Origin of the sequence: Marinobacter shengliensis (assembly GCF_003007715.1) — a bacterium.
GTDB classification, from domain to species: Bacteria; Pseudomonadota; Gammaproteobacteria; order Pseudomonadales; family Oleiphilaceae; genus Marinobacter; species Marinobacter shengliensis.
This window is the reverse complement of the sequence record NZ_PXNO01000021.1, coordinates 235382-248716: the sequence shown is the minus strand read 5'-3', so window position 1 is coordinate 248716 and position 13335 is coordinate 235382. Positions and strand designations below refer to the sequence as shown.

Below are 13335 nucleotides of genomic sequence, written 5' to 3'. Positions count from 1 at the left end.
ACGGCAGGATTCAAAGGGTGGCCCGGTGCCACCCTTTGATGTCCGGCCCTGGTTTAACCCCCGCCCCGCCGGGGTCTTTACCGGCCGGGAGCAAATGATTCTGGAGAGGAATCCATGTCTGAACATCCCCAGGAGGTTGTTGAAGACGATACCGGTACCTACGAGTCCGGTTTACCGGGCTTTCTGGGCACCATCGACGAGTGGATCGCCAAGGTCGAGGCAGTCATGCTCGCCGCCGGCGTCATCCTCATGGCCATCAACACCTGCGCCAACGTTATCGGGCGTTTTGTGTTCGGAGAAGGCCTGTTTTTCTCTGGTGAGATCAACCGCATCCTGATCATTCTGATCACCTTCGCCGGGATTGGTTACGCCGCCCGCCATGGTCGCCACATCCGAATGTCGGCGGTATACGACGCCCTGCCCGCCAAAGGCCGAAAGGTTCTGATGATCTTCATCGCCCTGTTCACTTCGGTGGTGATGTTTTTCCTGTGTTACCACGCCTACGGCTACATCGAAACGCTGTATAGCCGTGGCCGCATTTTGCCTGCCCTGGGCATACCTATCTGGATCATCTATATATGGGCGCCCATCGGTTTCGCCATTACCGGAATCCAGTATTTCCTGACAGCCATCAAGAACCTCACCAGCAAGGACGTCTACCTCTCGACCGGCGTGGTGGATGGCTACGCTGATACCGAGTCCGAGGTCTGAGACAGCCGTAACCCGATAAGGAACAGGAAGATTACTTATGGCAACCATTCTGATGTTGATCATGATCGGGCTACTGCTGCTGGGCTTCCCGATGATGATCCCACTGACCACCGCGGCGGTGGTTGGCTTTGTAATGATGTTCGACGGCTTCGGCCAGATGCAAACCTTCATCCAGCAAATGATGGGTGGTATCCGGCCGGCGTCGTTGATTGCGGTACCCATGTTTATTCTGGCCGCCGACATCATGACCCGGGGCCAGTCGGCCGACCGGTTGATCAACATGGTGATGTCCTTCATCGGCCACATCAAGGGTGGCCTGGCCATCAGTACCGCCACCTCCTGCACCCTGTTTGGGGCGGTTTCCGGATCTACCCAGGCCACGGTGGTAGCGGTTGGGTCGCCTCTGCGCCCGAAGATGCTGAAAGCGGGCTATTCTGACCCGTTCACGCTCGCGCTGATCATCAACGCCAGTGATATCGCATTCCTGATTCCCCCGAGCATCGGGATGATTATCTACGGGGTTATCTCCGAGACCTCCATTGCCGAGCTGTTCATTGCCGGCATTGGTCCGGGCGTTCTGATCCTGTTCATGTTCTCGTTGTACTGCCTGTTCTATGCGTACAAGCACAATGTGCCAACCGAAGAAAAGGCCACCTGGAAACAACGGGCGCTGTCAGTGCGGGATGCCTCCTGGCCGCTGATGTTCCCGGTGATCATTGTTGGCGGTATCTACGGCGGCATATTCAGCCCCACCGAAGCCGCCGCCGTGTGCGTACTTTACGCCTTCCTGCTGGAGTTCGTGATCTTCCGCTCCCTGAAGCTCAACGACATCTACAAGATCGCCAAGTCCACCGGTCTGATTACCGCCGTGGTATTTATTCTGGTTGCCGTTGGTAATGGTTTCTCCTGGATTATCTCCTTCGCCCAGATTCCCCAGGCCATTCTGGAAACCGTCGGCGTGAACGAAGCGGGCCCGGTGGGTGTGCTGATTGCCATCTGTATTGCCTTCTTTATCGCCTGCATGTTTGTTGACCCGATTGTGGTCATCCTGGTGCTCACCCCCATCTTTGCGCCAGCCATCCAGGCAACCGGGCTGGACCCGGTTCTGGTAGGGGTGCTGATCACCCTGCAGGTAGCCATAGGCTCCGCAACGCCGCCGTTTGGCTGTGACATCTTCACCGCCATCGCCATCTTCAAACGCCCCTACATGGAAGTGATCCGAGGCACGCCACCGTTTATCTTCATGCTGGTGGCCGCCGCCGGGCTAATCATTGCCTTCCCGGATATCGCCCTGTTCCTGAGGGACCTGGCTTACCGAGACTGAGCCGGGTTCCCCGGCCAGTAACAGGAGAGACCTATGTTCAAACGGATTCTGGTAGCCGTGGATGGCTCCAAAACCTCGCTGAAAGCACTGGATAAGGCGATTGACCTGCAGAAGCTGATCCCGGATGCCGAGATCTTCATCCTGTGCGTCTACAAGCATCACAGCCTGTTCGAGGCGTCCTTATCGATCGGACGCCCCGACGACATGGACATTCCGGACAAGGTACTGTCGGATTACGCCAAGGGAGTGGTGAACCATGCCAAGGAACTGGCCAAGGAACACGGCGCGACCAAAGTGCGCGGCTTTGTGAAAGCCGGCCGGCCATCCAAGGTGATCGTAAAATTCGCCCAGGACAAAGAGGCGGATCTGATCGTCGTTGGTACCAAGGGCACCAACAGCGACAAAGACGGCATGTTCCTCGGCAGTGTTTCCCACCGGGTGGCGTCCCATGCCAAATGCCCGGTATTGGTGGTCTGAACAGACATTGATGCTGCAATCTCGGGCCGGTATTGCAAAATACCGGCCCTCTGGCAATCACGGATTTCCGCAGTCTGATCAGATTTTCACCGTGCTAGACTCCCCCGCCTTGCGTTTCTTTCAATTCACAAAACTCAAATCACAAGGCGTCTACCCATGACTGCAATTGTCGATTTTCTCAACTCGATTCTCTGGGGTTATGTCCTCGTCTACGGCCTGCTGGCCGTCGGTGTCTTCTTCACCATCCGCCTGGGTTTTCTGCAATTCGTCAATTTCGGCGAAATGGTCAGGGCCATTCGCGGCTCCCGTGAAAGCGACGTTCACGGTATCTCACCTTTCCAGGCGCTGTGTACCAGCCTGGCCTCCCGGGTCGGCACCGGCAACCTGGCCGGCGTGGCCGTAGCCCTGTACCTCGGCGGTGCCGGCGCCATTTTCTGGATGTGGATGGTCGCACTGGTGGGCATGGCCACGGGCTATGCCGAAAGCACCCTGGCGCAGCTTTACAAGGTGCGTGACGGCAAGGGCCAGTATCGGGGCGGTCCGGCGGTTTACATTGCCAAGGGCCTGAAAGCCCCCTGGGCAGCGGCCATCTTCGCGGTTTGCCTGATCATCTCGTTTGGCCTGGTGTTCAACGCTGTGCAGGCAAACTCCATCGCCGACGCCATGGAGGGTGCCTTTGGTGCACCCAAACTGGGTGTTGGTGTGGTCATCGCGGCGCTCGCCGGCATCGTGATTTTTGGTGGTCTGCGCAAGATCGTTCGCTTTGCCGAGTTCGTAGTGCCGTTTATGGCGGGCGCCTATGTGCTGCTGGCGCTTGGCGTGATGGCCATGAACATCACCGAGGTACCGGGCATTCTGACGATGATCGTCAAAAGCGCCTTCGGTCTGGAAGAAGCCGCCGGGGGCGCCGCCGGCTCGGTGACCGCCGCGATGCTCAACGGCATCAAGCGGGGCCTGTTCTCCAACGAAGCCGGCATGGGTTCTGCCCCCAATATCGCGGCCACCGCAACACCGGCACCGCACCACCCGTCGTCACAGGGCCTTGTTCAGGCGTTTGGTGTGTTTGTCGACACTATCATTATCTGTACCGCCACAGCCGTGATGATTCTGCTGGCCGGCGTGCTGGAACCCGGTTCTGGCATCACCGGTACGCAACTGACCCAGCAGGCCATGGAAGTCCACCTGGGTGAATTTGGTGGCTACTTTATTGCCGTCGCCATCCTGTTTTTTGCCTTCACGTCCATCGTGGCCAACTACACCTATGCCGAGAACGCTCTGATCTACCTGAAAGGCGGCAGCACCCTCGGGCTCACCCTGCTTCGCCTGGCAGCTCTGGCCATGGTGATCTGGGGCGGCTATGAAGCGGTGGTTACGGTATTCAACGCCGCGGATGCCTCGATGGGACTAATGGCGGCCATCAACCTGGTGGCGATTGTGCTGCTGTCCGGCACGGTAGCCAAGTTGACCAAGGACTACCTGGCCCAACGGAAAGAGGGACTGGTACCCCACTTCAAGTCAAAGGATTACCCGGAGCTGCACGAGAAAATCGACAGCAACATCTGGCATTAAGCTCAAACACTGGCCGTAACCACCCGGTTACGGCCAGCGGCCTTGGCCTGATACAACGCCCGGTCGGCTGCCCGGAACAGCTCGTCGAACTCCGGGCTGCTTTCCGGCCAGCATGCAATACCTGCCGATATCGTCAGATTGCCCAACTGCTTTCCAAGGTATTCAACCTGAGATTCGGCAATGGTTGCCCGAAGATTTTCCGCCCTCTGGCGGGCTTCCTCCCGTGACGCCCCAGGCATCAGAACCGTAAACTCCTCTCCCCCATAACGGCATACCGTATCGCTCCCGCGAAAGCAGTTCTCAAGGACTCTCCCGACCATTCGCAAAACCTCATCGCCGGCATCGTGCCCATGACTGTCGTTGAAGCGCTTGAAGTGGTCGATATCGAAGATCAACAGGCTCAGTGGGCGCTCTGAGCGGATGGCGACTTCCCGCTCATGTCGGAATAACTCATCAAAGTAGCGCCGATTTTTAAGACCCGTCAGGCTGTCCTCATAGGAAAACCGTTGCAATTCGGATCGCAGGGCCAACCCTGACAGGGTAATCCCGATCTTCTCGACAGACTGATACACCCAGGCAACCACCCGGGCGGTGCCGTAATCCTTCACGACGTCTGGCAGATTCGGTCGCTCCAAAAGCAACACGCCCTCAGGAACATTCCCGAACTGGGCTGGTTCAACCCGGAGCAGAAAACAGAGTTGTGCAGGTACGTCCTGGCTCCGCACGGGCAAAACGGTCTCCGTCAGGCCGGAAAGATCCTGCGTCAGGCTGGGTGGAAAGGTATTGGCAGCAGATCTGCCCCAGAGGCAGGCCCGATCATAGCCGCCACCCGGGTTGCGCCGGTAGAAACAGCCAGCAATCGGCAAGTACAGTTGCGGCAGCGCCTGAAGCAAAGGCTGGAAAGCCTCTTCCACACCCGCACAGTCCTGCAGGGCAGCAATGGTGTCCGCCAATTTCTGACTTTTCTTGCTCTCCAGCGCTAACAGCCGTGACCGCTCTACCTCTCTCTCGGCCAGCGCTTCAGCTCGAGCAGTTCGCTCAGCCACCTTCTGCTCCAGTTGAACGGTCAACTGATGCAAGGCCTGTTGGGTTTTGCCGTAATGCCACACAGAAATACTGATAAGCGCCAGCGAGAACGCCAGCGCCCCCCAGCTGACCGGCACCCGCCCCCAGGGGAGAAAGCCATGAGCAACCGCCATATCCAGAATCAGCAGAACGATAAACACGCCACAGGTAAACAGAAACACCTGCTGTTCCCGATACAAGCTACTGAAATTCCTGACAACCACCGCCACCATTAATGCCAGGGAGATCAGCAAAACACCGTCAAACACCGGGAATGTAGAGGACAGGTTCACTAACCCGAGCAGCGCCAGCATAAGGGCAAGAGCCGCAAACACCAGATGCAGCCACATCAGCCAGCGAACCAGGCGGGGGCGACGGGCGTCGAGCCACTGGCTTAGCAAGAGCGCCAGTGCAACCGGAATCAAATAATAAGAGCCCGCTGCCAGATAGTCCCACAGCAGTGGCTGATACAGGATCAGCAAGCTGGCCTGGCTTTCCGCCAGCAGCATTACGCCGGTCAGGAATGCAAACAGGGCAATGCTGGCGAAACTTCTCTGGCCTCGCTGGATCAGGGCAAATACCAGGGCAAGGAGTGCAATCAGTCCGGATAACGCCGCAATAACCAGACTCTCGGCCGAGTTGCCAACGATGTGCAGCACCAGGTCCGGGTGATCGAGAATGGCCACCTCCCCCCACAACCCGATATCCGTGTAATTTGAGAACACGCGGAAGTACATGGTTTCGCCTTCGTAGCCATCGGGCAATGGAATCTCGTGCCAGGGCCAGCCTTCAAATTTGCCACGGCCGTGCTCGTCGAAGGTGCCGTACTGATACAGCAACTCGCCCCGGAACCAGACCTGCAGGATGATATCGACGCTGTAGATGTATAGTGCCGGCGCGTACCACTCCCCTTCCGGTAATGTCACCCGGAACCAGGCATGTTCTTGCCCTTTTCGGCCGGGAGGGTTGGAAGGGAAAGCAATGTCATGCCAGTGTTTGTCGCTGTCCGGTTCGTCCAGCCAAAGCGGTGTGCCGTCAGCCAGGAAAGGGGAGTCGCCCCAGCGATATTGCCACCCTTCATCCACTGGCTGCATGGCAGACAACGCCGGTTGGGACAGGCAGAGCGCCAAAACGAGTGTGGCAAGGCAGAATAAAGTGCGACAGGAAGAGGGGCGCAAAGCGAAACCTGCTGTTGGACGCTATGTTTTCAGTATAAACCGTAGGCAGCAGTTACAGAACTATTCTGGCGGGAAGAATTCAGGGCGGCACTGGGCCGCCCTGGTAGGAGTCCTCAACGGCCGGATTTCAGCATTTCCCAGAACTTTGCGTAGATCTGCAAAGCATCATCACCGATATCCGCCTGGAATTCAGCATTCTCCATATCCGCATCGGTCGGGTAGCTAGCTCGGTCGTTAGCAACGGACTCATCCAGCAACTCAAGCGCGGCCTGATTAGGCGTCGCGTAACCAATATCTTCGCTGATCAGGGCTGCGATTTCCGGCTGCAACACAAAGCTGATGAACTGGTGGGCCGCTTCCGGGTTACGGGCATTCTTCGGGATCACGAAGCTGTCGAGCCAGGCAATGATGCCTTCCTCCGGGTACACGTATTCCAGGCTCGGCATGGTTTCCTTACCCATCACCGCCTCGCCGTTCCAGATCATGCCCACGTCGGCTTCGCCTTCCAGGTAGGGCATGCGGGGCGCATCAGAGTTGAAGGTGCGCACAGACGGCATCAATTCCGCCAGTTTTTCGTAGGCTTCTTCGATTTCCTGCGGGTCAGTGCTGTTACCGGAATAACCCAGTACCCGCAGGCCCACGTGGAACACTTCGCGCATGTCGTTGGTCAGCATGACACGGCCCTGGAAGCGCTCATCCCAGAGATCTGCCCAGGCCGTCACCTCGCCTTCCACGTCATCGGTGTCCACCGCGATGCCAGTGGTGCCCCAGAGATAAGGAATGCTGTACTGGTTGTCCGGGTCAATATCCAGGTTCACCAGATCGTCGTCCAGGTTACCAAAGCCTTCAATCTTGCTGCGATCAATGGGCATCAGGAGGTCTTCCTGGCGCATTTTGCTGACGTAATAGGTGGAAGGCACAGCCAGGTCATAGGCAGCGCTCTCGTCCAGCAACTTCAGCCGGGCATACATGGCTTCGTTGCTGTCGTAGGTGGTGTAAACCACCTGAATACCGGTTTCCTCGGTGAACCTGTCCAGGACTTCCTGGGGCATGTACTCGGACCAGTTGTACAGGTTCAGCACCTGCGGGTCTTCAGAGCTACACCCGGTCAGGCCTATGGCCAGCATACCGGCCAGTGCCAGTTTCTTCATCGTCTACTCCTTAGCAATATCCATTGAGACAAGATCAACATGAACAGTGAGAACACCAGCAACAGCGTACCCAATGCATTCACTTCCGGCTTCAGCCCTACCCGCACCATGGAGTAGATGCGCAGGGGCAGAATTTCATAACTCGGGCCGCTGACAAAGGTACTGACGACCACATCGTCCAGTGACAGTGTAAACCCCAACAGCCAGCCTGCCACCAAAGCCGGCATGATCACCGGGATCAGCACCGTGCGGGTCATGGTGAAATCGCTGGCACCCAGATCCCGCGCGGCTTCCGGCAGGCGTTCGTCAAAGCCGCTCAGGCGTGCCATGACCGTAATCACCACAAACGGCAGACAGAAGGTGACATGGGCCAGCAGCAACGACACATAGCCCAGTTTCAGGCCCACTAACAGGAACAGCGCCAGCAGTGAAATCGCCAGCACGATCTCCGGCGACATCATCACGATAAACAGCATGCCATTGAGCAGCTTCTTGCCCCGGAACCGGTACCGATGAAGGGCCAGGGCGGTGAGGGCACCAATCATGGTCGACACAGTGGCGGCAGACAACGCCAGCCACAGGGAGTTCCACATGGCCTGCACCATGGCCCGGTTATTGAACAGCGCCTCATACCAGCGCAGGCTAAGACCACCCCATTCGTAACCGCTACGGGAATCGTTGAAGGAAAACACCACCAACACGATGATGGGTACGTACAGCAGAACATACACCAGGGTCAGGTAGGTGCGGGGCAACCAGCGGCTCATACACCGTCCTCCCCGATCCGCCGCTTACTCAGGCGGTGAGCAAACATCAGAAACGCCATGGCCAGGGTCAACACGATGCTGGCGGCGGCGCCGAAGGGCCAGTTACGAGCATCCAGGAACTGGTTCTTGATGACGTTACCCACCAGCAAGTTGCGGGAGCCGCCGAGAATATCCGGCACAAAGAACAGCCCCATGGCCGGCAACAGCACCAGCATAACGCCCGCCAGCACACCGGGCAGGGTAAGCGGCACAATCACATGAACAAAGGTCGCCAAGCGGCCGGCGCCAAGATCGTGAGACGCCCGAAGCAAATCTTCCCTCAGGTCATCAAAAACCGCATACAGCGGCAGGATCATGAACGGCAGCAGCAAATACACCAAGCCGACAATCACGGCTCCCTCGGTGTAAAGCATCCGCAGGGGCTCTTCGATTATGCCCAGGGACATCAGCGCGTTATTCAGCAGGCCATTGGTGGCCAGCAGCAGCTTCAGGGCATAGGTGCGCACCAGTGAATTGGTCCAGAAGGGTACGATCAGCAGGAAAATCAGCAACATTTGCCGCTGCTTGCCAACCTTGGTCAGCGCCCAGGCGAAAGGATAGCCGATCAGCAGGCAGATCAGGGTGGTCATGGCCGCCATGTACAGGGAGTGCAGGAACACGTCCAGGTACAGGGGGTTCATCAACTGCCGGTAGGCGTCCAGGTTCAGAGGCAGGGACAGAAAGCTGCCTGGGTCCCGGGTCATCACGCTGGCGCCCACCACCAGCAGATTCGGGGTCAGTACCAGGAACAGCAGCCAGCCCCAGACCAGCACCAGTACCGCCGTGCGAAACGGCTGCTGCGTGACGCTACTCATCCAGGTTGGCTTCCGCTTCAGCTTCCGGGCTCTCCATGGGAAGCAGCCATTCCCAGCCATCTACCCAGCTCACCTTCACCGGCTCACCCAATCGGTAGTCAAAGGTGGGATCGTCTTCGTCGAAGAATTCCGACGCCAGTACCTCGGTGCTGTCCTCAAGGTGAATAACCGAATCCAGGGTGCTGCCCTTGTAGTTCCGCTCCACCACCTTGCCGGCCACACCGTCATCGTCATCCGGCGCCAGAACCCGGATGTCCTCCGGGCGCAACAGAACGTGCAGGGGCTGGCCGGCGGCCACCGGGAAGTCGGGTTTGCGAAAGGTGCGTTTCAGGCCAAACACATCCACGGTAATGGTGTCATCGCCGTTGGCTTTGTCGATGCGGCCCGGGAAGAAATTGGTCTCGCCCACGAACCGGGCGGTGAACAGGTTGGCCGGCCGCTCGTAGACTTCCCTGGGAGTGCCCAGTTGCTGGATCAGGCCATCCTTGAGCACCACGACCCGGTCTGACATGGACAAGGCTTCTTCCTGGTCGTGGGTCACGAATACGAAGGTAATCCCGAGTTCCCGCTGCAGGCGCTTAAGCTCCACCTGCATGGTACGCCGCAGTTTGTAGTCCAGGGCTGACAGGGGCTCGTCCAGCAGCAGCATCTTCGGCCGTTTGACCACCGCTCGGGCAATAGCCACGCGCTGCTGTTGGCCTCCGGAAAGCTGGTGTGGTTTGCGCCGGGCAAACTCCTCCAACTGGACCATGGCCAGGGCTTCGTCGACCCGCTGACGGATCTCTTCCTTCGGGCGCTTTTCCATTTTCAGGCCATAAGCCACGTTGTCGAACACCGACATATGGGGGAACAGGGCGTAGTTCTGGAACACGGTGTTGAGCGGGCGTTTCTCCGGCGGGGTGTGGGTCAGGTCCTGGCCACCCAGCAGAATGGTACCGTCATCCGGATGCTCAAAACCGGCCATCAACCGCAACAGGGTGGTTTTGCCACAACCGGACGGCCCCAACAGGGTAATGAACTCGCCATCAAGGATCTCCAGATCCAGCGAATCCAGTACCGTTTTGCCGTCAAATTGCTTGGAGAGGTTGCTCAGAGATAGCAGTGTCTGTTTCATCGGCCCTGCCCACAGAATGAGCGGCTTATTTTTCCAGAAACAGGGGCAAACAGAAAGGGGCGTCGGGATAATCCGCAATCCCGACGCCCCTTGATCTCAGCTCACTTCGGCAGGTTTGCCAACATGCTGCTCACTGATCTGCAACGCTATCCAGATAGGCTTTGTCAGAAATGTTGGTCCAGGGCCGTACCTGTCCGAGGTAGTCGCGCTGGGAGGTGATGATTTCACGGGCCAGCTCGTCTTTCTCCGCGAACTCATCCAGCAGGCGATTGGTGGTGTCACGCAGGGCGTTGATCACTTCCGGCGGGAACACTTTGTGGGTGACGTCCGGATAGTCCTCGGTCATGCGGCTCCAGGCGACACCGCTCTCGTGGGTGCTCTGGATGTACATGTCATAGGCTGCGGTGCGCATGGATACCCGCAGAATTTCCTGAAGATCGGCCGGCAGCGAATCCCAGGTTTTCTTGTTGATCAGGAACTGCACCTCGGCATTGGGCTCCTGCCAACCGGAATAGTAGTACTTGGCGATCTGGTGAAAGCCCATCTGGAAGTCCAGCGCCGGGCCAACCCATTCCACAGCATCAATGGTGCCCCGCTCCAGGGCGGTGTATAGCTCGCCTGGCGGCAGGTTGGTAACCGCTACACCCAGCTCGGCCATCACTTCTCCGGCAAAGCCCGGGGTGCGCATCTTCAGGCCTTTGAGGTCGTCCAGGGAGTTGATTTCCTTGCGAAACCAACCACCCATCTGGTTGCTGGTATTACCGCCCGGAAACGACAGCAGGCCATAGGGCTCGTAGACCTTCTGCATCAGCGCCATGCCATCATCGTGGTAGAACCAGGCATACATTTCCGGCGTGATCATGCCAAACGGTATGGTGGTGAAGTACATGGCGTTGGGGATGGTGCCCTTGTAGTAGTACGAGGCAGTGTGGCCCATGTCATACTGGCCGTTGCGCACCAGGTCAAAAATACCGAAGGGCGCCTTGTGCTTGTTCGAGGAATCAATTCGGAACTTCAGACGGCCGTTGGACATCCGCTCTGCCATCGCGGCCATATTGCGGGGAGTCTCACCGAGGATTTTGGAGTTCGGGCCCCAGGTTTCAGCCAGGCGGATGGTGTAGGTTTTCTCGGCCACCGCAAACGGGCTGGTCAGCAGGGCAACCATCGTAAGGGCCGCCACGAAGATTCTGAGCATAGACATGGTGTTGGCTTCCATTGTTATTGCTTTGAGGGTAAAACGAACAAATAACGGAAAGCCATGATAACCGTGGAGGCCAGCCACGCCAATGCGGCAGGCCGGCCTCGCCGGTATCAGACCTTGAACTGGCTCACCAGCTCGCGCAGGTTTTCACCCAGCCGCGCCAGCTCGTGAATGGCTTCATTGGTCTGGGTAACACCGGTGTCACTGCGCTGGGCCGCATCCACAATACGCACCACGTTCTGGTTGATTTCTTCCGCCACCTGGCTCTGCTGCTCCGCGGCCGTAGCAATCTGGGTTACCTGATCATGGATCTGGGTCACCGACGTCACAATGGTGTTCAGCGCACCAGTGGCGTGATTGATGCGCTCGACAGTGGCTTCGGAACTCTTGCGGGAATGATTCATCCGTTCAACAGACGCCTTGGATTCGGCCACAAAGCCATCAATCATTTCCCGAATCTGATCGGCGGATTCCGCAGAGCGTTTGGCCAGCTGCCGAACCTCGTCCGCCACCACCGAGAAGCCACGACCGTGCTCACCCGCCCGTGCCGCTTCGATGGCCGCGTTCAGCGCCAGCAGGTTGGTCTGCTCGGTGACGGCATGGATCACATCCAGAACCTGCTGGATATCATTGGACTTCTCCGCCAGGGCGTTGATGCTGGCCGCCGTGCTCTCCATTTCTTCTGACAGCTGGTTGACGGCTCCTTGCGCGCTGGTGATGGTTTCACCACCCTCACGGGCCATGCGGTCGGCGTCTGAAGCGGCGCTTTCCACTTCATTGGCATTGCCGGAAATCTGCTGGATGGTGGCTGCCATCTCGTTGATCGCCGACGCAATCTGGTCTGTTTCCGAGCCCTGTTCCTGAACCGACTGCCGGGTTTCGTTGGCCACACGGCTCAGCTCTTCGGCGGCCGAGGCGACCTGATCGGTGGTGGAGCCCACTTCACGAATAGTATCCTGAATCTTGACCACAAAATGATTGAACCGGCGGCCAAGTTCCGCCAACTCGTCTTTGCCATCCTCCGGCAAACGCTGGCGCAGATCGCCATCGCCATCGGCAATTTCCTGCATGATGTTACTGACTTTGTTCAGTGGCGCTGTCACGGTGCGGCCAATCACCAGGCCGATGATCAGGGACACCGCAACCACAATGAAGGTCACCAACAGGATAAAGCCCATGGCCGCCGCCATGGCCGAATCGATTTCCTTTCGTGCCTCAACCAATACCCGCTCAATATCGGTGACGTAGATACCGGCACCCATCATCCAGTCCCAGCCCGGGATGATGCTTGAATAAGACACTTTCGGCTCTACCTCGCCCGAGGCGGGGTTTGTCCAGTCATACTCATAGAAGCCGTCGGTTCCCGCCGCGGAGAACAGATCCCGAACCAGTTTCTGTGTCGTGGGGTTGGTCGTCGGGCCCTCGCGGGAGGGGTCCGGAGCGTAGGCGAGATTATCCAGATTACGGGCGTAGGCAAAAACGTAGTTATCCTGCCCGAATGTGATGGAGCGTAGCCGTTTGCGGGCTTCCTCGCGGGCTTCTCTATCCGATAACCCGGAGTTGTTCTTGGCATCCATGACCACTGCCCGGGCCGTTTCCACGAGATTCTTCAGGCCTTCCTTACGGGCATCCAGAAGCTCTTCCTCCAGGCGTTCTAACTCGGCTTCTCCGTTTGCCTGAATCTGGCTGGCGGTGATCCAGGCAATGGTACCCGCCGTAATCAGTACGGGCACTAGTACGCCAATCAACAGGCGGGCTCGGATGGTCAGGTTGCTCAACAATGTCATGGTTCTGCTCCGGATTGTCTGCTCAGGCCTCGGGATTATCCACAGTGCCACGTACAAGGCTGTTCCAGTTTGTCAACGCCTGTATACCAATACTTAAGTACAAACATGTCGACTTTGTTGCCAGGCCATTTGTATCA

11 protein-coding genes are annotated in these 13335 nt (G+C 57.9%); 4 read left to right on the top strand and 7 right to left on the bottom strand.

The annotated features are described in order from the left end of the window. Positions 1-114: 114 nt before the first annotated feature. From C7H10_RS07245 to C7H10_RS07230, 4 genes are all read left to right on the top strand, one after another. The gene (locus C7H10_RS07245) at positions 115-711 is read left to right on the top strand and encodes a TRAP transporter small permease (RefSeq protein ID WP_072678710.1); all 597 of its coding nucleotides are present in this window, start codon (positions 115-117) and stop codon (positions 709-711) included. A gap of 37 nt (positions 712-748) precedes the next feature. Continuing rightward, positions 749-2035, top strand: a complete 1287-nt coding sequence (locus C7H10_RS07240; RefSeq protein ID WP_106694323.1) for a TRAP transporter large permease — start codon at positions 749-751, stop codon at positions 2033-2035. A 33-nt stretch (positions 2036-2068) separates the two neighbouring features. Beyond that, complete coding sequence (locus C7H10_RS07235) at positions 2069-2512, top strand: universal stress protein (RefSeq protein WP_061332500.1); 444 nt, start codon at positions 2069-2071, stop codon at positions 2510-2512. A 156-nt stretch (positions 2513-2668) separates the two neighbouring features. Further along, complete coding sequence (locus C7H10_RS07230; RefSeq protein WP_058093010.1) at positions 2669-4081, top strand: alanine/glycine:cation symporter family protein; 1413 nt, start codon at positions 2669-2671, stop codon at positions 4079-4081. Between the two features lie 2 nt (positions 4082-4083). Here C7H10_RS07230 and C7H10_RS07225 read toward each other — a convergent pair whose 3' ends face one another. From C7H10_RS07225 to C7H10_RS07195, 7 genes are all read right to left on the bottom strand, one after another. After that, on the bottom strand, positions 4084-6240 hold the full coding sequence (locus C7H10_RS07225) for a GGDEF domain-containing protein (RefSeq protein WP_167392883.1): 2157 nt from the start codon (positions 6238-6240) through the stop codon (positions 4084-4086). A gap of 197 nt (positions 6241-6437) precedes the next feature. After that, a complete protein-coding gene (locus C7H10_RS07220; RefSeq protein WP_061332502.1) occupies positions 6438-7475 on the bottom strand; it encodes an extracellular solute-binding protein in 1038 nt (345 codons plus the stop codon). Next, entirely contained in the window at positions 7472-8242 is a 771-nt protein-coding gene (potC, locus tag C7H10_RS07215) for a spermidine/putrescine ABC transporter permease PotC (RefSeq protein ID WP_058093013.1), read from the bottom strand. The genes C7H10_RS07220 and potC overlap by 4 nt, the downstream gene beginning before the upstream one ends. Continuing rightward, the gene (gene potB, locus C7H10_RS07210; RefSeq protein WP_106694322.1) at positions 8239-9096 is read right to left on the bottom strand and encodes a spermidine/putrescine ABC transporter permease PotB; all 858 of its coding nucleotides are present in this window, start codon (positions 9094-9096) and stop codon (positions 8239-8241) included. The genes potC and potB overlap by 4 nt, the downstream gene beginning before the upstream one ends. Further along, on the bottom strand, positions 9089-10210 hold the full coding sequence (gene potA / locus C7H10_RS07205; protein WP_106694321.1) for a spermidine/putrescine ABC transporter ATP-binding protein PotA: 1122 nt from the start codon (positions 10208-10210) through the stop codon (positions 9089-9091). Before potA ends, potB begins: the two co-directional genes overlap by 8 nt. Positions 10211-10340: 130 nt before the next feature. Next, complete coding sequence (locus tag C7H10_RS07200) at positions 10341-11405, bottom strand: TRAP transporter substrate-binding protein (protein WP_106694518.1); 1065 nt, start codon at positions 11403-11405, stop codon at positions 10341-10343. A gap of 116 nt (positions 11406-11521) precedes the next feature. Beyond that, positions 11522-13198 carry a methyl-accepting chemotaxis protein gene (locus C7H10_RS07195; RefSeq protein WP_106694320.1) on the bottom strand — a complete coding sequence of 559 codons (1677 nt, stop codon included), beginning with the start codon at positions 13196-13198 and terminating at the stop codon, positions 11522-11524. Positions 13199-13335 lie beyond the last annotated feature (137 nt).